This is a genomic window from Rhodococcus sp. 27YEA6 (assembly GCF_044908235.1).
Classification (GTDB): domain Bacteria; phylum Actinomycetota; class Actinomycetes; order Mycobacteriales; family Mycobacteriaceae; genus Rhodococcus_F; species Rhodococcus_F qingshengii.
This window is the reverse complement of record NZ_JBIYCY010000016.1, coordinates 72,862-96,534: the sequence shown is the minus strand read 5'-3', so window position 1 is coordinate 96,534 and position 23,673 is coordinate 72,862. Positions and strand designations below refer to the sequence as shown.

The 23,673-nt window shown below is 61.6% G+C and carries 20 protein-coding genes and 1 riboswitch; of the genes, 11 read left to right on the top strand and 9 right to left on the bottom strand.

What is annotated here, in order from left to right; translation table 11 throughout:
- Positions 1–25 precede the first annotated feature (25 nt).
- From ABH939_RS27920 to ABH939_RS27885, 8 genes are all read left to right on the top strand, one after another.
- Entirely contained in the window at positions 26–1,228 is a 1,203-nt protein-coding gene (locus ABH939_RS27920; RefSeq protein ID WP_063315090.1) for an acyl-CoA dehydrogenase family protein, read from the top strand.
- Positions 1,225–1,983 (top strand): SDR family NAD(P)-dependent oxidoreductase, encoded by a 759-nt coding sequence (locus ABH939_RS27915; protein ID WP_045064304.1) that lies wholly within the window; start codon positions 1,225–1,227, stop codon positions 1,981–1,983. Before ABH939_RS27920 ends, ABH939_RS27915 begins: the two co-directional genes overlap by 4 nt.
- Before the next feature lie 31 nt (positions 1,984–2,014).
- Positions 2,015–2,803, top strand: coding sequence for an SDR family NAD(P)-dependent oxidoreductase (locus ABH939_RS27910; protein ID WP_082845685.1), 789 nt, complete (start codon positions 2,015–2,017; stop codon positions 2,801–2,803).
- The gene (locus ABH939_RS27905; RefSeq protein ID WP_045066632.1) at positions 2,803–3,864 is read left to right on the top strand and encodes an NAD(P)-dependent alcohol dehydrogenase; all 1,062 of its coding nucleotides are present in this window, start codon (positions 2,803–2,805) and stop codon (positions 3,862–3,864) included. Before ABH939_RS27910 ends, ABH939_RS27905 begins: the two co-directional genes overlap by 1 nt.
- Before the next feature lie 67 nt (positions 3,865–3,931).
- The gene (locus tag ABH939_RS27900) at positions 3,932–5,440 is read left to right on the top strand and encodes a class I adenylate-forming enzyme family protein (RefSeq protein ID WP_063315169.1); all 1,509 of its coding nucleotides are present in this window, start codon (positions 3,932–3,934) and stop codon (positions 5,438–5,440) included.
- 27 nt (positions 5,441–5,467) lie between these two features.
- Positions 5,468–6,091 carry a TetR family transcriptional regulator gene (locus ABH939_RS27895; protein ID WP_063315091.1) on the top strand — a complete coding sequence of 208 codons (624 nt, stop codon included), beginning with the start codon at positions 5,468–5,470 and terminating at the stop codon, positions 6,089–6,091.
- A 72-nt stretch (positions 6,092–6,163) separates the two neighbouring features.
- Complete coding sequence (locus tag ABH939_RS27890) at positions 6,164–6,499, top strand: EthD family reductase (protein WP_021333766.1); 336 nt, start codon at positions 6,164–6,166, stop codon at positions 6,497–6,499.
- Positions 6,496–7,512 carry an MBL fold metallo-hydrolase gene (locus ABH939_RS27885; protein ID WP_021333765.1) on the top strand — a complete coding sequence of 339 codons (1,017 nt, stop codon included), beginning with the start codon at positions 6,496–6,498 and terminating at the stop codon, positions 7,510–7,512. Before ABH939_RS27890 ends, ABH939_RS27885 begins: the two co-directional genes overlap by 4 nt.
- Before the next feature lie 27 nt (positions 7,513–7,539).
- Here the strand turns inward: ABH939_RS27885 and ABH939_RS27880 are convergent, their stop codons facing one another.
- From ABH939_RS27880 to ABH939_RS27855, 6 genes are all read right to left on the bottom strand, one after another.
- A complete protein-coding gene (locus tag ABH939_RS27880) occupies positions 7,540–8,304 on the bottom strand; it encodes an SDR family NAD(P)-dependent oxidoreductase (RefSeq protein ID WP_031331685.1) in 765 nt (254 codons plus the stop codon).
- A 20-nt stretch (positions 8,305–8,324) separates the two neighbouring features.
- Positions 8,325–10,043, bottom strand: coding sequence for an iron ABC transporter permease (locus ABH939_RS27875; protein ID WP_063315092.1), 1,719 nt, complete (start codon positions 10,041–10,043; stop codon positions 8,325–8,327).
- Positions 10,043–11,206 (bottom strand): ABC transporter ATP-binding protein, encoded by a 1,164-nt coding sequence (locus ABH939_RS27870; protein WP_021333762.1) that lies wholly within the window; start codon positions 11,204–11,206, stop codon positions 10,043–10,045. Before ABH939_RS27870 ends, ABH939_RS27875 begins: the two co-directional genes overlap by 1 nt.
- Before the next feature lie 2 nt (positions 11,207–11,208).
- A complete protein-coding gene (locus tag ABH939_RS27865; RefSeq protein WP_021333761.1) occupies positions 11,209–11,970 on the bottom strand; it encodes an SDR family NAD(P)-dependent oxidoreductase in 762 nt (253 codons plus the stop codon).
- A gap of 77 nt (positions 11,971–12,047) precedes the next feature.
- Positions 12,048–13,082: an ABC transporter substrate-binding protein gene (locus tag ABH939_RS27860; protein ID WP_021333760.1), complete on the bottom strand. Its 1,035-nt coding sequence runs from the start codon at positions 13,080–13,082 to the stop codon at positions 12,048–12,050.
- 283 nt (positions 13,083–13,365) lie between these two features.
- Positions 13,366–14,691, bottom strand: coding sequence for an FAD-binding protein (locus ABH939_RS27855; protein ID WP_172403421.1), 1,326 nt, complete (start codon positions 14,689–14,691; stop codon positions 13,366–13,368).
- Between the two features lie 204 nt (positions 14,692–14,895).
- On the opposite strand from ABH939_RS27855, the gene ABH939_RS27850 reads away from it, so the two are divergent.
- Both ABH939_RS27850 and ABH939_RS27845 read left to right on the top strand, forming a co-directional pair.
- Positions 14,896–15,930, top strand: a complete 1,035-nt coding sequence (locus ABH939_RS27850; protein WP_063315093.1) for an ABC transporter substrate-binding protein — start codon at positions 14,896–14,898, stop codon at positions 15,928–15,930.
- A 92-nt stretch (positions 15,931–16,022) separates the two neighbouring features.
- On the top strand, positions 16,023–16,811 hold the full coding sequence (locus tag ABH939_RS27845; RefSeq protein WP_021333757.1) for an SDR family NAD(P)-dependent oxidoreductase: 789 nt from the start codon (positions 16,023–16,025) through the stop codon (positions 16,809–16,811).
- Positions 16,812–16,885: 74 nt separating this feature from the next.
- Here the strand turns inward: ABH939_RS27845 and ABH939_RS27840 are convergent, their stop codons facing one another.
- A complete protein-coding gene (locus ABH939_RS27840; RefSeq protein ID WP_063315094.1) occupies positions 16,886–18,448 on the bottom strand; it encodes an MFS transporter in 1,563 nt (520 codons plus the stop codon).
- A 175-nt stretch (positions 18,449–18,623) separates the two neighbouring features.
- Here ABH939_RS27840 and ABH939_RS27835 point away from each other — a divergent pair, with 175 nt between their 5' ends.
- Positions 18,624–19,634: an NADP-dependent oxidoreductase gene (locus ABH939_RS27835; protein WP_256083043.1), complete on the top strand. Its 1,011-nt coding sequence runs from the start codon at positions 18,624–18,626 to the stop codon at positions 19,632–19,634.
- Between the two features lie 85 nt (positions 19,635–19,719).
- Here the strand turns inward: ABH939_RS27835 and ABH939_RS27830 are convergent, their stop codons facing one another.
- Both ABH939_RS27830 and mgtA read right to left on the bottom strand, forming a co-directional pair.
- The gene (locus ABH939_RS27830) at positions 19,720–20,424 is read right to left on the bottom strand and encodes an MgtC/SapB family protein (protein ID WP_003941187.1); all 705 of its coding nucleotides are present in this window, start codon (positions 20,422–20,424) and stop codon (positions 19,720–19,722) included.
- A 9-nt stretch (positions 20,425–20,433) separates the two neighbouring features.
- Positions 20,434–23,127, bottom strand: coding sequence for a magnesium-translocating P-type ATPase (mgtA, locus tag ABH939_RS27825; RefSeq protein ID WP_209448310.1), 2,694 nt, complete (start codon positions 23,125–23,127; stop codon positions 20,434–20,436).
- Positions 23,128–23,474: 347 nt separating this feature from the next.
- A riboswitch (M-box (ykoK) riboswitch) is annotated at positions 23,475–23,648 on the bottom strand.
- Positions 23,649–23,673: the final 25 nt, after the last annotated feature.

Sequence of the window (23,673 nt, the reverse complement as noted above, 5' to 3'; positions counted from 1 at the left end):
TGATAATCACCTAAGGAGACCTACCGTGGATTTCGCCTATTCCCCGCGGACCGAGGAACTGCTCGGCAAGCTCGAATCTTTCATGGCCGATTACGTCTATCCGGCGGAATCGGTGTACGACGCCCAGGTCGCTGCCAACGACAACCCGCACGAACAGCCCCAGATCATGCGCGATCTGCAGGCGAAGGCACGCGAATTGGGTCTGTGGAATCTGTTCATGACGCACGACGGACTCGGTGCCGGGCTCACCAATCTCGAATACGCTCCGCTGGCTGAGATCGTCGGCCGCTCCATCATCGGTAACGAGACGATCAACTGCTCGGCTCCCGATACCGGAAACATGGAGATCCTCGCCATGTTCGGCACCGACGAACAGAAGGCGCAGTGGTTGAAGCCGTTGCTGGACTGCAGTATTCGTTCGGCTTTTGCGATGACCGAACCGGCCGTGGCAAGTTCGGATGCGACAAACATTCGATCGACTATCCAACGTGACGGTGACGAATACGTGCTCAACGGCCGTAAGTGGTACACCTCCGGCATCCTCGATCCTGACTGCAAGCTCATGATCTTCATGGGCAAGTCGGATCCCGAAGGCCCGACCTACCGACAGCAGAGCATGATCCTGGTACCGGCCGACGCGCCCGGCGTTGAGGTCATTCGGGACCTGCCGATGTTCGGCTTCCAAGACCGACTCGGCCACGGCGAAGTTCAATTCACCGATGTTCGGGTACCGGCTGCAAACATGCTCGGCGCCGAGGGCGACGGATTCGCCATCGCACAGGGACGCCTGGGCCCCGGCCGGATGCACTACGCGATGCGCGCAGTCGGTATGGCAGAACGGGCACTGGACATGATGTGTAAGCGCGCGCTCGAAAGGGAAGCGTTCGGAGGCCCCCTTGCCGACCGCGGCGTAGTGCGTGAATGGATTGCCCGCAGCCGCATCGAGATCGACCAAATCAGGTTGCTCGTACTCAAGTCGGCTTGGTTGATGGATACCCAGGGCAACGCGTCTGCGCGCTCGGAAGTGGCCGCCATCAAGGTGGCAGCAATGGAAGTTGCGCACAAGGTTGTCGACCGCGCGGTGCAGACCTTCGGCGCCGCCGGAGTCAGCAACGACACGATCCTGGCTCGGCTGTATGCGATTACCCGCGCCCTGCAGATTGCAGACGGACCCAGCGAGGTTCATCTGCGCACCATTGCCCGCCTCGAGGTGAAGAAGCACAAATGAGTACACCAGAATTGACCGGTAAGGTCGCGCTCGTGACCGGCGCGAGCCGCGGTTTGGGACTGGCCATCGCGCGCGGACTCCGGGACGCGGGCGCGACCGTGATCGTGTCCAGCCGAAAGCTCGAGTCCTGCCGCGAAGCGGTGGCGTCGCTCGGTGACACCGGCCCGGGAACCGCTCACCCGTTCGCCCTGCACGTCGGGCACTGGGACAGTATCGAGCCCGCGGTCGACCAGATCATTGCCGAATTCGGCAGCCTCGACATCGTGGTCAACAATGCCGGCATCGCACCGCTGGCCGACAACTTGCTCTCCGCCTCGGAAGGGCTGTGGGACAAAACTATCGAGGTCAACGTCAAGGGACCCTTCCGGCTGATGGCAGTCGCGGGAGACCGGATGCGGGCGGCCGGCGGCGGCTCGATCATCAACATCTCCAGTATCGGTGCGGAGCGCCCGAGCCCACCGGAAGCGATGTACGCCGCGGCCAAGAACGGCCTCAATGCGCTCACCCGGGCGTTTGCTCAGGAGTATGCACCGACGGTGCGGGTGAACTGTGTGATGCCAGGCGGTTTCGCTACCGACATGGCCGAGAACTGGGACGACGAGTTCATCGGAAAGATCGTGGACCGTCTGCCTGCCGGGCGACTGGGCCGGCCTGAGGAGATCGCCGGTCTGGTGACGCACCTGGCCTCGGATGCGGCCGGCTACACGACCGGCGCGCTCATCCCGGTCGACGGCGGCCGAACCGCCGTGTACTGACGCTGCGATGTCCTGATATCGCAGTAAAGCCATGACAGACAACGGATTCGAAGGTGGACAGATGCTGACCGAGATGTTCGGACTGGCCGGACGGGTAGCGATCGTGACGGGTGCGTCGTCTGGTCTCGGAATGGGATTTGCGCGCACACTGGCCAGTGCCGGGGCCACGGTGTACGCCGCGGCCCGCCGGCTCGACCGCCTACAGGACTTGGCAGCCGAGGTACCGGGAATTGTTCCGGTTCGTTGCGACATCACCGACGACGCTGATCGGCGCGCCCTGATCGACAGGTGTTACGAACAGTCCGGACGGCTGGACGTACTCGTCAACAATGCCGGCATGCCGGGACCGCCGAACGCCGAGGACGAAACCATCGCGGGATTCAATTCGGTACTCGAGCTCAATCTGGTATCCGGATTTCACCTGGCGACCTACGCCTCGACCCGACTTCCGGAGAACGAACGCGCGTCGTACATCAACATCTCCTCGGTGATCGGGCTGGTGTCCACGGCCCCGATCGGTGGCGCGAGCTATGCGGCCTCCAAGGCCGGAGCACTCGGCTTGACCCGGGAATTGGCCGGTCAGTGGGGACGCAGGGGGATCCGCGTGAACTCCGTCGTGCCTGGGTGGTTCGATACGGAGATGACCGACGGACTGTTCAGCAATGACAAATCGGCGGGGTGGGTGCGTAAGAACACCATGCTCGGCCGCGGCGGGGTCGAAGGTGAGATAAACGGCGCAGTGCTGTTCCTGGCCTCGGATGCCTCCTCGTACATGACCGGCCAGGCGCTGGTTGTCGACGGTGGTTGGACGGCGCGCTGATGTTGGCAGTCCAGCTGACGGCGTGGGGTCAGCCTCCGCAGGTGCGTGAGATCCCCGTACCCGAGCCCGCTGAGGGGCAACTGTTGATCAAAGTCGGCGCCGCTGGTCTGTGCCGCTCGGATCTGCACGTCATGGATTCGCCCGCCGGACGTTTCGATTACCCGTTGCCGCTCACACTCGGCCATGAGGTTGCCGGTACCGTCGTCGGTGCGGGACCGCTGGCCGATCACGCGTGGATCGGTGAAAATGTTGTCATTCATGGTGTTTGGCCATGTGGCCGGTGCCGCAATTGCCGGCGCGAGCGCGAGAACTACTGCTTGGAGAAAGTCCCGCGTGGGGACGGCCGACTCAGCCCGATCGGAAACGGGTTGGGCCATCCGGGCGGGCTGGCAGAATACCTGCTGGTGCCCTCGGAAGCTGTTCTCGTTCGCGTCGGTTCGCTGAGCCCCCAGCAGGCCGCTCCGCTCGCCGACGCCGGCCTGACCGCATATCATGCGATCCGGACCAACAGCGACGTCATCGACTCGGACACTGTGGCTTTGGTGATAGGAATCGGCGGTCTCGGCCATCTGGCGGTGCAGATCCTGCGCTCTTTCGGCGTCACAGACATCATCGCCGTCGAGACAAGAACCCAGACACACGCTCTCGCGCTCGAATCGGGAGCACACGCGTGTTTTGCGACGCTCGCGGAAGCGACAGAGGCTGTGGCGAGCCTCGGCGGTGCCGACGTGGTCTTCGACTTTGTCGGGGCTCAGGCGACGGTCGAACCCGCTCCGGCGCTTCTCGCTCCCGGCGGCCGAGTTGTCGTCGTGGGAAGTGCGGGCGGGCAACTGACCGTCGGCAAAAGCCTTGGTTTGGTCAACGGCTGGCAAGTTCGGGCGCCGTTCTGGGGCACCATCGAGGACCTGCGTCAGGTGGTCGAACTCGCCAGTGCAGGAAAGCTGCATGCCGAGGTGACCACGTTCACGTTCGACAGCGCACTGGAGGCATACGATCGCCTGCGTTCAGGCGATCTGTCCGGCCGCGCCGTACTGGTTCCCACAGCCCCTTCATCGCTGTAAACATCCAACACACAATCGAACTCGAAGACGGAAGAGGGACGCCGCAGTGAAGTTGCTGGCACAGGAGATGCTCGCCCGGGCGGAAGGCAATCCGGCCGAGATTGCGGTGATCGACGAGTTAGGTTCTCACACAATCGGTTCGATCGTGGAGGCGGCTCGCTTGCTGGCCGATACCATCGCTTCGCTCGACGGCGGGGCACCGACTGCGCTCATTCAGGCCGACAATACGTGGCAGACGGTGGCTACCGCCCTCGCGATCGGACTTCGCGGCGGCGTAGTGGCGGTCTTCAGTCCACACGCCACCGAATCCGAGTTCGAGATGGCGATCGACGACATCGACCCGGATCTCGTGGTGGCCGATGCCGACGCACTGACCCGCTGGGGCATCAAGGACGACCAGTTTGCCGGTTCGGTAGCCGCTTTCGGAACGCGAGTGCTCCGGTCTCGGCAGGGGGATTTCGCCTCGGTTGAGCGCTGGCGCGGCGGCACCGCGATCGCGATGACCTCCGGTTCGACCGGTCGCCCGAAGTGTGTCGTCCAGTCCGAGGAGGCAATCCGCTACGCGTGCCGGAGCACCATCGATACTGTCGGATTGCAACAGGGTGAGGCGGTCGGCGCTTTTGTGCCGCTGTCGTCCGTCGCAGCTTTCTGTTTCGGGATGTATCTGCCTGCTTACCTTGGCGGACAGATGGTTTCGATCGCCAAGTGGTCGCCTGCGGTAGCACTGGAGGCAATGGCGAAGCACCGGGTCGCCTGGACGATGCTGGTACCGACCATGGCCCTGCAGCTCTCGGTTACCGAAAGGGCTGGCGGTAAGCTCTCGGCGATGCGCGCCCTGACGGTTGGTGGCGGTCCGATGAACGAGCGCACACTCGGGAACGCCGAAACCGTCCTGGGTACCACCTTTCTTCGAGTATTCGGCATGTCCGAATGCCTGGGCCACACGACCCCACGTCTGGACGATCCGCCGGCCGTCCGACTGGGGCGGGACGGACGTCCGTTCCCCGGCACCGTCGTTCGAGCGGTCGACACCGCCGGGGCGCTGCTCACCGCAGGCGAGATCGGTGACGCCCAGGTGAAGGGACCGTCACTGTTCGTCGGTTATGCGCGCGGCGGTGCTCCGGTACTGCCCGAGCTCACCGCGGACGGCTTCCTGCCGACGGGCGATCTGGTCGAAGTCGGTGAAGACGGATCGATCTGCGTCATGGGACGCCAGAAACAAATCATCATCCGCGGCGGCCGCAATATCGACATCAACGAAATGGAATCTGCGATCGCGTCGTTGCCCGCAGTGGTTCAGGTCTGCGTCGTTCCCGTCCCAGATGACCTTCTGGGCGAGCGTGCGGCAGCCCTCGTCGTCACTGGTGGTGCGCCGCTGACGCTGGCGGAGGCGACCACCCAGCTTGCCGCGAGGGGCTTTCCAAAGTTCAAGTGGCCGGAGTTTCTCTTCTCCGTCGAAGATCTTCCTCAGAACCGAGTCGGCAAACTTTCCAGGGCCGATGCGGTGGCGCTCGCCTCAGGCCTGGCCTCTGAAATTGACACGAGTTCATCTCAAAAAGGGGTAAGGTCGAACTAATCATCCACGCACCTCCGGGGGAGCCACATGACAGCAGAGACCGCGTTGCGCCGGGAGAGTCCGCGCTCCAAACGAACTCTCATTCTTGCCACGGCGATCGACCAGTTCGGCAAATTGGGTTACGAGCACACCAAGTGGGCGTCGATTGCCGACGAGGTCGGTATAGGACAGACGGCGCTCTATCACTATTTCGAATCGAAAGCGCATTGCCTCCTGACAATCATGCGGCTGGAATTGGCCGATTCGTTGGAGCGAGTCACTGTTGCAACCGAGGGCGACTCGGATCCCACAAAGGCACTCAGGGCGGCAATCGTCGTATCACTCAAGGCTTCACCGAGGGATGCTCTGCAGCGCCGCATTCTTCAGAGCCACATGGATCTTCTTGCCGCGGAGCGACAGTCGGAAAAAGAGGAGTCCGAACGACTGAAGTCCCGTGAACTCGTTCAAGCGATCGAAGAAAAGTGGACCGCGCTGATTGCGAGCGGAATCAAGGAAGGCGTCTTCGCTGATTCCGATCCTCGCTTGATGGGCCGACTCGTCTTGGCCCTCGTGATCAGTGTTTGGCGCTGGTACCGGCCGGACGGCAAACTCAGCCTGACAGAGATCGCCGAACGAGTGACCGATGCGGCCCTGCGGATGGTGTGCGCGTAGATCACTCCGCGCACGGCGAGTATCAGTTTGGACTGCCCATCGAAACTAAAGTGAATTCAATTAGGAGTTGATATGTACAATCTCGTTCTCGTCGCATCCCGACCCACCGACTGGACCTATCAGCAGTTCATCACTTGGTGGCGCGGCGAACACGCGGAAGTCACCTATCCCCTTCCCGGCCTTCTGCGATGGCAGCACACCGAATTGCTCGAAGCTTTCGGCAGCAAGTCGGAGGGGTGGGATGGCTTGTCCGTCTTGAGTTTCGAATCGCGGGAGGCACTCGAAGCCGCGCTGGCGAGTCCGCAGTGGCAGGCCGCCGTTGATCACGTCGGAACCATGGGTGGCCGCCGGATGATGTGGTACGGCGACGAAAAGACCATGGTGCCGCTCGCCGACAGCGGAAAATGACCGACTCTTGGGATCGGCCCGGTTGCTATCGCGTCGCCGACGGCGTTTTCCGGATCCCATTGCAGATGCCGCAGGACGGCCTGCGTGCAATCAACGTCTACGCGCTCGAGACCACGGACGGACTGGCGCTGGTCGACGGCGGTTGGCATCGCAACAGCACGCACGCCGAACTGTCCGACGCCCTAGCGCTGATCGGTCGTAACCCGGCGGAGATTCACGACATCTATGTCACGCATGTCCACCGTGACCACTACACGTTTGCCGTTGAACTGCGTCGACGGCATGGTTCTCGAATCCACCTCGGCGCAGCCGAATCTCCCGGTATCGCCGCAATCGCCAAGCTGGGCAACAATGTTCCGGAGAGCTCAATTCTTCAGCTGCACCGATCCGGCGCAGCGACAATCGCCGAGCAGGTCTATCGAGACTCGATCGACGAACCCTTCGAGCCCTCGGACTGGGAGGCTCCCGATCACTGGCTCTCCCCCGGCGCTCTCGATATTCCAGGCCATCGCTTGTCCGCGGTACACACTCCCGGACACACCAAGGGGCACATGGTTTTTCATGACCTCGAACGCGACGTCTCTTTCACCGGAGACCATGTGTTGCCGACGATCACGCCATCGATCGGATTCGAACTCGGCGATTGGGAGCTGCCACTCGGAGCGTACCTCCGCTCGCTGGAGATGATGCTCGACGACCGGGACCGGATCATGATGCCGGCGCACGGCGGCACAGGCGCGGGTCTGCACGCGCGATGCCGGGAGTTGTTGGCGCACCACGATCACCGTCTGGGTCAGACTGCTTCTGCGGTAGCCGAATTGGGCGAGGTCTCAGGGCTGCAAGTGGCGCAGGTGTTGACCTGGACCCGGCGCGAACGCGGCTTCGATTCTCTCGATACCTTCAACCAGATGGTGGCCACCTGCGAGACGCTTGCCCACCTCGACGTGCTTGTCGAACGTGGGCAGTTGTCCGTGAAAAACAGGAACGGGGTGGATCACTTCAGTTCGAACTGAAGAGATCCACCCCGTTTACCGACCCCCTCAGGCGCAGGTCCATCCGCCGTCGACATAGAGTTCGATACCGGTGACGAACGTCGAGTCATCGCCAGCCAGAAAAGCCACGGCGGCAGCAACTTCTGAAGCCGTGCCAAGTCGGCCCATCGGCGTATTCGCAATCATCGCCCGGTGCCGCTCACTACCCTCGTAACGCCGCAGCAGTTGCTGGGTCTCGATAAATCCCGGATGCACCGAATTCACGCGCACACCCTTCGTGGCCCAGTGCAATGCGGCGTTCTTTGTCATCGTGCGGACCGCACCCTTGGCGGCCGCGTAGGCGAAGCTGTTACCCAATCCGCCGACCGTGCCGAGGATCGAGCAGATGTTGACGACCGAACCGCCGCCAGTGCTTTCGATATAGGCCCCGGCGTGTTTCATGCCGAGCCACGTTCCGGTCTGACTGACCTCGATGACTTTGTTGTACCGATCGATGTCTTCGTCGACGACGGAAGCCAAACTACCGATCGCACCGTTGTTCACCACAGCGTCGAGTCGGGAATACCGCTCGGTGACAGCCTCTATGACCCTCTGCCATTGCTCTTCGCGAGCGATGTCGAGTGCGAGAGCCTGATGGCGGTCGGGCTGATCCTGCTTCGCGACCACTTCGGCGCACGCGTCACCACTGATATCGGTCACGATCACCGAAGCACCCTCGGATGCAAGGCGGCCGACGATTTCGACGCCGATACCGCCGGTGGCTCCGGTAACCAGTACCACTTTCTCACGCAAACGAGTATTGCCCACCGACATCGTTTCAGCCTCACTTTCTGTCACAGCTTGCTCAGGACGTTACGCCCGCCGACCAGCATGGCGATGGCAACGCCGATCGTGGTCACCGCGGTCATCAGCAGCGCCATGGCGGCCACCATCGGATACGAACCGTTCTGCCACATGTCGAACAGCAGCGTTCCCATCACCTGAGTTGTGGAAGCGCGTACCAGGAGCGACGCGGCGAACTCGTGCGTGAGCAAGATGAACATCAGCGCGACGGCACTGAGAACCGTCGGACGCATGAGCGGCAACATGATTCGCAGCGTCGTGACGAAGGGGGATGCACCGCTGGTGGCCGAGGCCTCGTTGTATGTGTTTCCGAGTGCAAGCATGGCTGTCATCTGCATCCGTGTGGCGAACGGCAGCATCAGAACGATGTAGACGAGGATGATGACCGTGCGGGTGCCGTACAGGATGAACGGCGGTTCGGTGTAGGTCAGCAGGAAGCCGACGCCGAAGATCACTGCGGGGATGCCGAGCGGCAGGGCGGTCATCAGATCGGCCAGCAGCGCCAGGATCTTGAAGCGCCGCCCGCGGACCAGGAGGTTGGCCAGCGCGTACCCGATCGGAATGCAGATGATCACCGCTCCCAGAGAGGTAAGTACGCTGGTGACAACGGATTCGGTGATCGCACTAGTCGACCAGAGCTCCCGGAAGTTGTCCAGGGTCAGTAAACCCCACGACAGCGATCCGGACCAATACGGCGTCAGCGAGACGATGATCAGCCCGATCAGCGGAATGACCAGTGCGAACATCGAGAAGATCACCACGGTGGCCGTCGCCCAGGTAGCCCGGCCGGTGGACGAGGCAAATGCCTTGCCTCCGTGCGTGACAAACCGAGTCTGGTTGCCCAGCAGCACCTTCTGCACCAGGACGAGCACCAAACCGAAGATCACCAGTGGTGAACCGGCAGCTGCCGCGGCCGCGAAATCCGAAGGGGACTCGGACACTCGGCGGTACATCTCCGTGGTCAGGACCTTGACGCCCGAATTCTGGCCCAGCAGTAGCGGACCGGTGAACTGTCCCAGACCGAGTAGCAATGCGATTCCGCCGCCGTAGATGAGTGAAGGCCGCAGCAAGGGCAGCACGATCTTGAAGAAGATTCCGACCGTTGACGATCCGCTCACCTGAGCGGCTTCGAGGTGTTCCGAACTGATGTTCTGCATGCCGGAGCTGACGAACAAGTAGACGAACGACGTGAGGCCGAAACCTGTGAGGATCACGATCCACGGGATGGTGTACACGTCGATGGGTCCGGTGTCGGTCCCGCTCCACCAGGGGAGCTTGCGCAGGAGCACGTTGAGGTAGCCGGGACCGGGCGAGAGCAGGAATGCCCAGCCGACGATGTTTGCGACGGCGGGCATGACGATCGGGAGGATGGGGACGATGCGAAGCCATCCCAGTTTCTCCGGGAGTCGGCTGGCGGCGAACGCAAGTACGGTACCGAGGACCATCGCGATCACGAGCGAGCCGAGTGCCAGGGCGATCGTCGTCCAGATCGCCTCGGCCACATCGTAGCGGCCGTACTGCGTACGGTAACCCGCGCCGCCGTCCTCGAACGCCAGCATCTGCAGCCGAATCATCGGCAGCACTACGAGATACGCAAGAACGGCGATCAGAATCGCGTAGCCGATGCGGGCCTGCCACTGCCGTGAAATCGAGAACGACTTGACGGATCCGCCGGCCGTTGCGGTTGCGGTTGCGGTTGCGGTTGCCATCAGGATCGGTCTCCTACACCCGGTGCGACCAATTCGGGGACGGTCACCGCAGCGGCGTCCGGATCGGCGTATACCCGCAGACTGGACGGAGAGAAGCTGATCACCATGGGCGTACCCGGATCACTGGCGCGCAGTGTGGCACTGTGTTCGGCGGCACTGGCACGCAATGCCAGTTGTTCGGTACCTGTCTTGACCAATACGTCGAAGTGTCGTCCGGCGTACTCGTATGTCACCAGTTCGGCGTGCAGTGCAACGTTTCCGGCCGGAACGTCGTCCATCGAGGCATGCATCTGCACGTCGTCCGGTCGGAACCGCGCCACCGCGGCGGTGCCCTCGTCAGCGCGGTCCCGCACGCTGGCGTTGCTGAGATCGATGACGTCGTTCGCGCTCGTGTTCCAACCGTCGTGGGCGCGGCGCAGCTCCAGTCGATTGCCCATGCCGATGAAAGCGGCGACATACTCGGACACCGGATTCTCGAACACGTGCTCCGGCGCGTCGTACTGTTCGATTCTGCCGGACTTCATGATTGCGATCCGGTCGGCAAGAGCGAAAGCCTCGGCCTGATCGTGCGTGACGAAAACTGCGGTAAAGCCCAGGCTTTGATGCAGCTGATGGATCTGGGAGCGCACCTGGTCGCGGAGCCGTGCATCCAAGTTGCTCAGGGGTTCGTCGAACAAGACCAGATCCGGTTGCGCAACGAGTCCACGGGCCACCGCAACTCGCTGTTGCTGCCCACCACTGAGCTGCGACGGGTACCGATCGAGCAGTGCGCCGCAATCGACCATCTCGGCAGCCTTCTCCACCGCACCGTCTGCGATGGCCTGTTTGAGCTTGCGGACCTTGAGCGGGTATCGGATGTTGTCCCGGACCGTCATGTGCGGCCAGAGCGCATACGACTGGAACACCATGCCGATGTTCCGCTTGTGTGCGGGGACATCGGTTTTGGTGGAGGCATCGAAAACGTGCCTACCGCCGAACGAGATCGAGCCGCCCTGAGGTGTTTCCAATCCCGCCAGGCACCGCAGCGTTGTGGTCTTGCCGCAACCGCTCGGACCGAGCAGGACAAGGAACTCACCCTGCTCGATTTCGAGATCGAGTTGATCGACCACCACGTTCGATCCGTAAGTCTTCGTGAGACCTGAAACTGCGAATTGTGATGCCATTTCTATACTTTCTCGTTCGAGATTTTGGGGGTACGAACACCGGCGGCCTGGCCACCGTCGACGAGGATGTCGGTTCCGGTTACGTAGCTGCTGTCGTCAGTGGCCAGGAAACGAATGACCCTCGCGACCTCGCTCGGCGCGCCACGGCGTTGCATCGGAATGCTGCGCACATACGCTTCGACGTCGTCGTTGGAGAAGTCCGATACCGACGTGATTTCGGTTTCGATGCTGCCGGGGCAGACGGAATTGACTCGGATACCGCGGTCGGCAAGCTCGAGTGCGGCCACCTTGGTCAGGGCTCGGACCCCGAATTTCGCTGCGCCGTAAGCACCCAACTCGGCGGTCGCGAGCACGCCACGCAATGATGCGAGATTGATGACGCACCCACCATCTGCCATTGACGCGGCTGCGGCCTTCAGCCCCAGGAATGTGCCAACAAGATTCAGGTCGATCATCCGACGAAACTGGTCGAGTGACGTATCTGCCAGAGTCGCCTTCATCGCAGCTCCGGCACTGTTGACCAGCACCGTCATGTCGTGGCCGGCCGCCGCCATCGCCGCTGTTGCGTCGGCCCAGTCAGTCTCGCTCGTCACGTCGAGATGGCGGTAATACGCGTTTGCGCCCAACGTCGCAGTGAACGCGCTTCCGGCGTCGTCGTTGACATCGGTAAGGTAAACGGTTGCGCCGTGCGCGGCGAACAGTTCGGCGCAGGCCCCGCCAATACCGCCGGATGCTCCCGTGACAAGAACATTCGTTCCCCGCATCGAATCCGTGAGGTGGTTCAAGGTCAGCCTTCCACTTGTTGATTGGCGCTTATGTTCTGCGGAGCCATGTTTCGGTGTTACTGGAAGAGCTTTTGCCACTGCTGGGAGTACTGCTCGACCTTTTCCGGTGTCAAGTCTTCGGGATTGGGCAGCGCGATGTCCTGAGCCCGGGCGACAGCCCCAGGAATATTCGGGAGTGCAGCAGCGTATCCGTCGTTGAGGGCGGTCTGACCTGCGACAGTTACCAGGAAGTTGGCCAACACCTGGGCGGCGTTCGGATGCGGCGCCGTGTTCAAAACGTGGGAGTACCAAGGGGTTCCCCACGGCTGCTGCGGCAGCACCCAGTCGACAGGCGCGCCTGAGTTCACTTCGGTCACCAGCGGCTGCACCGAGGGGCTGACGACGATCTCGCCGGACGTCAGGGCCTGGGCCACACCGAGCGCGCTCGGGTAGATGCGGGGTTGCAGCTCCGCAAGCTTGTTCCAGTAGTCCTCCCCGTATGTGTTCGCGAAGTGCCGGTACATGTCGACGTACGAAGCGATCCCCACAGGGTTGACGATGCCGATCTTGCCGCGGTAGGCCGGATTGAGGATGTCCTGCGGCGTCTTCAGTCCGTTCGGTACCGCATCGGTATTCCAGCCGAGCGCAAAGACGGCCGCGCTGGTGAGGAAGAACCGGTTGTCGAGCACGCTCGCCGCTGGATCGAATTCGGGGGCTTCGAGTGCGGGCCCGACCAATTCGGCGGAATAGGTACCGGACTTGGCGGCGTTCTGGATCCATGCCGAGTCGGTGAGCATGTGGACGTCGGCGGTACCCTTACCGATCTTGTGTTCGGTCTCGACCCGGGGATTGATATCCGGATCGGTACCGCGAACGTATTCCAATTCGATTTGCGGGTACTCAGCGTGGAATGCGACCTTGAGCGCATCGAGGTTGGCCGGCTTCTGGCTCGAATAGAGCATCACCTTGCCCTCTTCGTTCGCTGCAGCGACCACATCTTCCCAGCTGCCGTCGACGGCAGCAGACGCGGGTTCACTACTGCCACATCCCGAGATGCCGACCATGGCTGCGGCGGCGCTCAACGCCACCAGGGTGCGGACGAATGACTTCATGGCTTCCTTTCGGGCATGCCGTCGGACGTCGATGTATCGACATGTCGTGGGCACTCCAGTGAGAGATGTTCTCGCGTCGGCATTTCTGAAGCTGACCCTGCGCGGTGTGTCATCGCGCCTGGTCTCGGGCGGAGGCTGCCGAATCGAGAGCCACCCGCTTAAACTGAACTGATGTCAGTTCGAAGGTAGTGCCCATAGCTTGTGATGTCAATCACGAAGTTCACGGACGTGGAAATTGCTTCGAAGAAACAGGGCGATGGCTCGACACCGCCAACGGAACAAGTCAGCCGACGGCAGCGGAGGCTGCGGACAGACCGAACACCAGAGCCGAGGCGAGGCCACCGGCGTACGCCCGGTTCCACAATCCGCCGGTGTCGGAGCCTGCTGCAAACAGTCCGGGGATGGGCAGTCCGGCGGCGTCCAGAACTCGGGCTTGCGTGTCGATCCGAATCCCGTGAAACGGGAAGGTGACCGCGGGAACCGTTTCGATCACGTAGTAGGGCCCCTCGAGTAAGGGAGCGCGATCGAGTCTACGGCCTGGAACCAGTTCTGCACCCTGGGAGGCCGCCTCGTTGAACTTCCTGATCGCCGCAGCGATCGCCGCTCCGTCGTATCCCCATTCCTCCGGCAAAAATTCGAGTTCCTCGAGGTCCTCGGCGAGGCCGACCCTGCCACCACGCCTGCTGGCAAGTTCGAATTTGTCAACGGCCACAGCACCTTCGACATACGACGCGACCATCCAGTCGCGGTGCACGCGCGCGTCGGCAATCAGCAGGCCTCGGCCCTGCGGCTGTTCGAGAAGAGCCATCGTGGTGAGGTGATCGCCGAGCGTTTCGTCGACGAACCGTTCGTTGTCGAGACTGAAGAGAAGCGCATGCTCGCTGTAGTACAGCGACATGTCGACGAAGTCTGCGGGATCGGCAAGTTCAACACCGCTCGGAATCAGATGCCCGTAGAAGCCGGCATCCTCGACGCCGGTCGACGCGCCGACCTCGATCGCGAGGCGGTAACCTTCGCCGCAACTGTGTGGGTTCGAACGCAAGGCCATCCGGCCTGCGTCCGGGTGGACGTGCTGAGCGAGCAATTCCTTGTTGCCTTGGAATCCGCCGGTTGCCAGGAGGATCTGGCCGGCCCGAATCTCGCGCGCGGGCTCGGCACCCGTACGTACCACGGCGCCGCGGACGGCACCGTCCTCGAACAGGAGCCCTTCGGTCGCGGTATCGAGCACGACCGATCCGCCGGCGTCAAGAACGATTCGCTTGCAGGTGTCGACGTAGTGATTGGTGTCGAATCTGTGCCCGCGACCGAAGCTCAGAATGGGCTGCGCCGCGTCGACGTCAATGCCAATCGAGCGGATCCACTCGACACCGACATCAAAGCTGTCGACGAGGTGGCGCTTGAGAGCTTCGTCGCCCCTCGGGTTCTGTTCGGCCATGACGTCGTGATTCGGTGCGCTCCAGGCGTATCCAGCGAATCGCGCCGAACCTCCGACGTCGGCGCTGATCTCGATCAAGCACACTCGCCTGCCTGCTGCGGAAGCTTTTGCCCCAGCAGTCAATCCGGCCATTCCAGCCCCGATTACCAGCAGATCGTATTCATTGCTACTCAAATTGACTCCAATTGTCCGGCGCCGGTGAGCGCCTCCCATTCAAATTGAACTGACCTCAATTTGATTACAGTAGAAGCGCAGCGAGGAGAGAGTCAATCGATGTCACTCCCGACATGACGGTTGCATTGTGGGCTGAGTCACTCTAATATGAACTGAATTAGGTTTGATTTTGTTTCGGCAGGTACCAGAAACGGAGCAGCTCGCATGATCCCTCAGGTTTTCAGAACCACCGTGGCACTCGCCGCGGTGGCGCTCGCGTTGACGGCGTGTAGCAACGCTCCCGCTGCCCCGTCAGAGCCGGTTTCAGGTTCGTGGGACGACGTCGTTGCTGCGGCCAACAACGAGGGAAAGGTCACGATTTACTCGACCCAGGCGGCGCCCCGACTCGCAGCCCTGGAAACTGCCTTCGAAAAGGCCTACCCCGCAATCGATCTCGAGGTCGTCCGCGGAGTCGATTCGGATCTGCTTTCCAAGATCGATGCCGAAAGCAAGTCCGGCAAGGGAATCGGAGACCTCGCGGTGATCACCGACGTGTCGTGGATGAATACTGTCAAGGATACAGGCAAGGCGACCAAGCCGATCGGGCCGAGTTTCGACAACCCGGACTATCGCCGGGATACAAGCATCGTCTCGGACAAGTACTTCCTCGAAGGGGCAGTGATCCTGGGATTCGGCTGGAACACCGACCAGCTGCCCGGCGGTGTCTCTTCCCCGGCAGATCTTCTCGCTCCTGTGCTCAAGGGCAAGGTCGGAATCGTCAGTCCGTCAACGTCACCGACATACCTGGACTTCTACTCCCACATCGAGAAGTACTACGGCGGCAGGGAGTATCTGGAGAAGCTTGCCGACCAGAACCCACGCATCTATCCGAGCAATCAGCCGCTCGCTCAGGCACTCGCTTCCGGTGAGATCGCCGCCGGCTTGATGGCCGATCCGATGTTGGCATCCAAGGACTCCGGGGCACCGGTTGAATGGTCTGCCGGAGAACATATCTGGGGAGCGCGTTGGTACGGTCTGACTCTCGGCTCGTCACCGCATCCCAATGCCGCGCAGGTATTGGCCGACTTCATGGTCACCCGACCCGGCCAGGAGGCCACGTCGGTCGGTTACAGCTCGGTGTTGCCCGACATCGAAGGTTCGATCGCGAATGCTCAAGAGGTTCCTGATCAGAACACCGAGGTGACCACGGGTGACGGCGCCGCGCGTTACCGCGACGACCTCGAAGCCCTGTTCAACTGAACTGCTTGACAACCGTTCCACGTGCACGTGTTCTACTCGTAATACCCGCGGCCGCCAAGCGAGCGGATCGACGGGACTGAAAGGTGTATTCGATGTCTGATCGGCAGTTCGAGGGCCAGGTCGCAGTGGTAACCGGAGCAGGTTCCGGAATCGGCGCTGCCACAGCGCGTCTGCTCGCTGACCGGGGCGCCGTGGCGGTGTATCTGTGCGACGTCAACGAAGCTGCGGTAACCGAGGTAGCAGCGTCTGTGGTCGGTGGCCAGGCCATCGGTTTGGATGTCGGCAATTCGGCGCAGGTGACCCAGGCTTTCACGAGAGTGATCGCCGAGCAGGGGCGGGTTGACATCGTCGTCCATGCCGCCGGCGTCGACGACCCGAAGAGTAAACAGCGCATCTACGAGGCAGCTGAGCGTAATGAACCGGTTGACGTTCTCACTCACCTCGAGGACGAAGATTGGCGACGGGTCATGTCGATCAACCTCGACGGTACGTTCTTCATACTCCGCGAAGCAGTCCGGGCGATGAAACCAGCCCGCAGCGGCGCCATCGTGACGGTCGGCTCGTCCTCGGCGTTCGACACGCTTGTTGGCTACCCACACTACTCAGCTTCGAAGGCCGGAGTTCATGCGGTAAGCCAGGCTGTAGCTAAAGAGGTTGCGCCCTTTGGCATCCGGGTTAACACGATCGCTCCGGGACCAGTCGACACAGGAATGGCCAGTCGCACTCCGACCAACCTTCGCGCTGCGATGACACAGGACGGATTCCGCGGTTACGCAACCGCCGAGGAATTGGCAGATAACATCCTGTACCTGGCGTCGCCGGGTGCCGCCAACGTCGTCGGGGCCGTACTACTGAGCAACGGTGGTAGATTCACCGTCTGATCGGGGTCAGTTCCGTAGAAATGCCCGGTTTTGCACGTCTTCCGAAGACGTGCAAAACCGGGCATCGTGCTTTGTCAAAATAGCTTCGGCTCGACAAGTAATCGGGTTTGCGGCGCTAAGACAAGATATTCGGCCAATTTCGTCCGCACCCGATTCTCCGGAACGGTCAGTCGCTCGGTCTCCTGAGCGAGGTACTCAGACCAATCACGGAACGTGCAGTGTTCAACGTAGATGTCGGGCTCGTTTGCCGATCGCGACACGCTCCAGCGCAGTGCACCAAGACGCCGCCGGGAGAGTTTGAGTTCGTGCACGTTGTCGAGAAATTCTTCCGTGCGGCCCGGGAGCACGTGATAGGTGGTCTCGACGATCACGCGCAGACCGGAGTATTCGGCATTAGGGGCCAAGGGATCCGGTGCCCCGGTCAGTTCGGGGGCAATCGCCTCACTCGGCATGATCCCGCGGCGAACTGTCTCGAACACCGAGACGAACATCAACAGTGCGGCCAGTAGCACGGCGGGAACGAGGCCGAGCGAGTCGGCAAGGACGCCCCACAACAGGGCGCCGATCGCCTGGCTCCCCTGAAACATCAACATGACGAAGGCGATAACACGCGCCTTGATCCATCGGGGAACCACGGCATGAGCGGCGATCATCCAGGTGCTCTGAACCCCGACCCACCCGGCGCCAACCACTACAAGAACGGCAAACATCGCGCTGAACCACGGGATCACGACCAAACCGATCAGGACAAGCGCATATGCACCCGAGCCTAGCGCCACGAAGTGATTCCAACTCATCCGCGCGCGCAGCGGCATCAGCAGGATCGTACCGAGCACGGCGCCGATTCCGATTGCGCCGGAGAGGATTCCGAAGCCGAACGTACTCACCTGCAACCGATCATGCGCGACCAGCGGCAGAAGCCCCCACAGACAACTCGCCGGGATCCCGAACATGGTCAGTCGCAGCAGCAATCGCCTGGTCCAGCGGGAATGGCGAATGAAGCGCACGCTTCCTGCCACCGCCTGGCCTATCGAATTGTGCACTTCGACCCGCCCGGTCGATGCGGGTACCGTCCGTGCCGAGACGAAGACGCAGACGGCGAACAGAGCGGCAGTCAAGGCGAAAGCCGAAGTCGATCCCCAGCCGGCGAGAACGGCACCACCGATAACCGGCCCGACTGCGCGAGCGCCATTGAAGACGGCGCCGTCGATCGCAGGAACCACCGCCATCATCTCGCGGCTGACTATGTTGGGCAGCAACGCCTGCCAGACGATAGCGACGGACGCCAGACCTGCGCCGGCGACGAAGACCGCGAGCATCAAAATCGGAGTTTTCGCCAAGCCCAACTGCTGCAGTACCGCCAGCAGGATCGTCGACCCAGTCAACACCATTGCGGTTCCGACGAGCAGTAGGCGATGGCTGACGAACTCGGCCATCGCGCCGATCGGCAACGCCAACAGGAAGAACGGCAAGCTGGCGGCGAACTGAACCATCGACACCGTCGTCGCAGACTCCCCGGTTTCGGTGAATGTCCACTGCACTGCAAGTACCAGAATCCATACTCCGACGCTTGCGCACAGTTGGAAGCCAAGCATCATGCGGAGTCGCCTGATGCGCAGTGGCGCAAAGATGCTCACTGGCCGATCGCTATCCATAGCGTTCCTCTCGATCAACAAATGCTAGACTGAACTTAATTCAGTTTAGAATCAACTGGGAAAGTTTTCGCAATATTTGCCTTGCACTGCGTTCCCTTGCCGGTCCGTACAAGATCCCAGCTATCCGGAAAGGATCATCGCCATTCACAATCGAGTTGTGTGCCTGACCACACGTCCGTCCGGCCCTCTAGCGCCGGAACATTTCACGATCGTCGATGCCGACGTGCCTACCTTGTCGCGGGGTGAGGTTCTGATCCGAAACACTTGGCTTTCGATAGATCCGTCGATCCGACTGCGGCTCAGCGCCACAACGCCTTCGGGGTATCTACGACCCCTGGCTCCCGGAGATCCACTGGTCGGCCTGGCTATCGGCACTGTCGTCGAATCTCGAAGTCCGGGATTCAGTGCTGGCGAGATGGTCTCTCACATGTTCGGATATCGCAGTTACGCGGTGGTTACCGCAGACGGTGAAACGCTCGGTGGTACAGGCGGGCTAACGAAGATTACTCCGGGCAACTTTCCCCCTCAGTGGTACCTTGGGCCACTAGGCAGTGCCGGCTTGACCGCCTACGTAGGGCTTTTCGAGGTCCTCGAGCTCAAAAACGATGATGTACTTTGGGTTTCAGCAGCAGCCGGCGCCGTCGGAAGCATTGCGGTGCAATTGGCAGTGCTGCGAGGCAACACGGTTGTCGCATCCGCAGGCGGCCCGGAGAAGGTCGAATACCTCCGGCGTGTATTAGGCGTCTCCCATGCAATCGATTACCGTGCCGGCGATTTGAAGACGCAACTGACCAAAGCCGTCCCGGGCGGTATCGACGCCTACTTCGACAACGTCGGTGGCGATCATCTGGGCGCAGCCCTCGATCACCTCCGGCCAGGCGGCCGCATCGCGATGTGTGGGGCCGTCTCGACCTACGACACATCTTCCCCCGCGCCCGGGCCAACGAATCTCTTCCAGATCACCGCAAAGAGCCTGCGAGTGAGAGGGTTTCGCGCAGGGGCATATGACGAGTTGTATGCGGACGTACGTTCGGAGGTCGGCGGTTACCTCGCCAAAGGCATGATGACGTACCAGGAGACAGTATTCGATGGGCTCGACCTAGCACCCACCGCGCTCGTCGGAATGCTCAATGGCAACAACACCGGAAAGACTCTGTGCCGACTGTAGGGAGCTCTGCTCCCACATTGGCATAGTACGCCGGTGCCGGTACGAGTCCTCCGCAATTCTGGATTTGAGAGTCTGGCCTCCGAAACTACTTCGACGGTTCCACCTCCCACCGGACGTGAGTCACCAACGGTTCCAAGCTCAGCCGGCTGACGGCGGATTCCAGGAGTCCGTCGTCACGCTCCGCGGCAGCCAGTTCGGCCACCACCCGCACGCGGTCGCTGTCCGGGATGTCGAAGGACTGCACTGACCGGAGCTGAAACTCGGGCCTCGAAATGGACTGCACGGTAAGACCTCTGATGTGAGCTTCGGCGTCGCCGTGACAGGTCACCTCGAAGGTGTAGTCCGCGGGTGGTTCTTCGCGTCCGGTTCGGGCAGGCTGGTGATCCATCATCCGGCCCAACGGCCTCAACAGCGTGTTCGCCAACATGATTGCGCCGGCACCGAACACCGCGACCCAGTACATTCCGCCACCTGCCAGTGCGCCGACGGCGGCAGTGGCCCACAGAGTGGCGGCAGTGTTCAGGCCGGTGACCGACGCACCCTGCTTCATGATCACTCCAGCACCGAGGAAACCGATCCCCGAGACGATCTGCGCTGCGACGCGCGTCGGATCAGCGTCCGGGCCCTGAAACCCGTACGCGCCCATGATGACGAAGAGCGTCGCACCCAAGCTCACCAACGCGTTGGTTCGCAGACCCGCCATCCTTGCGCGCCATTGCCTTTCGATCCCGACGGCAGCGCCGAGGACGAGCCCGAGCGCTATCCGCACAAGGATGACGTGGATTTCCACGGTGAACTCCTAGAGCCAGGTCGCGAATCGACGGATGAACATTCCCTTGGCCACCTGCGTGACGACGCAGTATGCCGCGAGAGTGAGGACCAGCCACGGGAAGTAGTTCCACGGCAGTGAAACCAACCCGAGGGAATGACCCCAGGACGTGAACGGGAACACCAGCGCGAAGACGCAGGCGGCGCCTGTGCTGAGCAGTACCGGCAGCGATGCACGCGACTGGATGAACGGGATCTTGCGGGTGCGGATCATGTGAACGATCAGCGTCTGAGAGATCAATGACTCGATGAACCAACCCGATTGGAACAGCGCTGCATGCTCGGGAGAGTTGGCGGCGAACACGAACCACATCAGCGCGAACGTCGAGATGTCGAAGATCGAACTGATCGGGCCGATGAACACCATGAACCGGCGAAGGCTCTTGGTCTCCCACTTGCGGGGCTTCGCGAGGAAGTCGTCGTCGACACGGTCCCACGGGATCGTGAGCATCGAGAGATCGTAGATCAGGTTCTGCAACAACAGAACTACGGGAATCATGGGGATGAACGGCAGCAGGGCGCTGGCGACGAGCACCGAGAAGACGTTCCCGAAGTTCGACGACGCAGTCATCTTGATGTACTTCTGGATGTTTCCGAAGGTACGACGCCCTTCGATGACTCCTTGTTCGAGTACGCCGAGGTCCTTCTCCAGCAAGATGATGTCCGCGGATTCGCGGGCGATGTCCGCCGCTGTGTCAACGGAGATGCCGACGTCCGCAGCCCGCAGTGCGGGTGCGTCGTTGACACCGTCACCGAGGAAACCAACCGTGTGGCCGACCCGGCGCAGCGATTCGACAATGCGTGCCTTCTGCATCGGATCCGTCTTCGCGAATACGGTTGTCCGCTGCACCAACTCGTCGAGGGCGTCGTCGCTCAACGCTTCGATCTCGGCGCCGGAGACCACGGTCCCCACGTCGATACCGACTTTGCCGCAGACGGTTTCGGCGACCAGTTCGTTGTCACCCGTCACTACCTTGACCGCGACTCCGTGGCTCGCGAGGGCTTCGATCGCCCCGGCCGCAGATTCCTTCGGCGGGTCGAGGAATGCCAGCAGACCGACCAGGGTCATGCCCTCTTCGTCGGCCGTCGAGTACTCGCGGCGCTGCTCTTCGACGACTGTCTTGGTTGCCACCGCAAGCACTCGCTTGCCTTGACCGTTCAGCTCCGCGACCAGACGGTCGACTCGGGCCAGCCATCCCGGTGTCAATTGGTGGGTCACCCCGTCCAGTTCCACCGATTCACAGACCGAAAGGAGCTCTTCCACTGCACCTTTGGTTACGATCAGATCGGCGTCTCCATGGTCGACCACCACGGAGAGTCGACGGCGCTTGAAGTCGAAGGGAATCTCGTCCACCAACCCGTGCCGACGCGAGATCTCCTCGACCACTTCGGGACCGGCGGCCTCGATCACCGCGTCGTCGAGAAGACTGCGCAATCCGGTCTGATTCACGGAATTGACCGCCGCTAGCCGCAATACGTCCTCGGACTTACGTCCGGCAGTGTCGAGATGCTCACCGAGAACGATGCGGTCCTCGGTGAGAGTTCCGGTCTTGTCCGTGCACAGAACGTCCATGGCACCGAAGTTCTGAATCGCGTTGATCTGCTTGACGATCACCTTCTTGCGCGACATGTGGAGCGCACCCTTGGCCAGGTTCGCCGTCACGATGAGCGGCAACATTTCCGGAGTCAACCCCACCGCGGTGGCGACGCCGAAGAGTAGTGCTTGGCTCCAGTCCTTGGTCAGTCCGTTGATGATGAACACCGCGGGAACCATGATCAGCATGAACTTGATCAGCAGATAGCTGACACTGCGCACCCCGACGTCGAAGCTGGTTTCGGGTCGCTTGGACGCCAATTGTGCTGTCATGGCACCGAAGTAAGTCCGCTTGCCGGTGTGCACCGCAACGGCGGTGCCACTGCCCGACACGACGGAAGTACCCATGAACCCGATGTTCTCGGCTTCGAGCAGCCGATCGACGTCGATCCCCGACGACGGGTCCGCCGACTTCTCGGCCGGCATCGATTCACCGCTGAGCATGGACTGATTGACCTGTAGATCCTTGGCCCGAATGATGCGGACATCGGCCGGGATCATGTCGCCGGCGGCAAGCTGGACTACATCCCCCGGCAGTAACTGCTCGATCGGAATCTCAGCCGTGACCACGGTGTTGTTGATCTTGCGGGTGGCCGCGACGGTCGTCGTAACCATCGCCTTGAGCGCCTCGGCGGCGCGACTCGAACGGTATTCCTGCCAGAACCTCAGTGAGACACTGACAAAGATCATCAACCCGAGAGTGATGATGCCCTCGTAGGAAGGACCGTCCTCGGGGTCCGCCCAGACCACGTCGGTCCCGACCATGATCAGGGCGAGGAATACCAGGATCAGGATGAACGGGTTCTTGAAGGCTCCCGCGAACTGCACGATTGCCGGCGCCGGGCGGTCGTGGCGGACATCGTTGCGCCCGTATTGCCGACGAAGATCGTCGATCTGATCGTCACGAAGGCCGTTGGCCGTCGTGGTCAGATCCGCGAGAACGGTGCGCGTGTCCGAGGCCGAGAAGTCGACCAATTCCTGTGCGCTTTCCTTTGCCAGGACTGTTGAATGTGTTTGTTGTGCACTGTTTCTCGTGGGCCGTGGCCGCAATGCGAGAACGGAAAATGACATGACGAATCTCCTCGGCTGCCCGAACACGCCGGACCATGCCAGTGCATGAGGGCAGCAGAATGCGCTGAGCGACAATGGAAGTCGTCAGCGGTCGCGGCAAAGCCGCGCAGATGAAGCCGAGGATGCAAAGAGTCAGTGACTGAAGAGCAAAAGACCGGGGTGAGCATCGTCGGCAAGAACAGAAGGATGGGTCGAATATCGACTCGGCGGGTCGTCCACGATGGTCACCTCCTGAAAGTTCGGGGCGTCCGATGACGCCACACAAGTACATGCGCACAGCACACGCCAGGAGAACCGAATATCGACGTACTCTCGCCTTCGCCGGAAGAAACCGGCATCAAGCTGCGAAAACACCTCCACGTCCGAGTTTTGGCACTGCACGACGTGTCCCGATCAAGACCGGGAAGCCACTTTGGATCACCCCTTAAGCCGGGGAGATCTGTCCTAACCTTGGGCGTCTCTCGACGTCGTGAGATCAGTGGCCTGTGTTCGTGCAGAAGCCTCACCTAACGAGGTACTGCACCCAGAGGGTAGTTCTCAAATCTG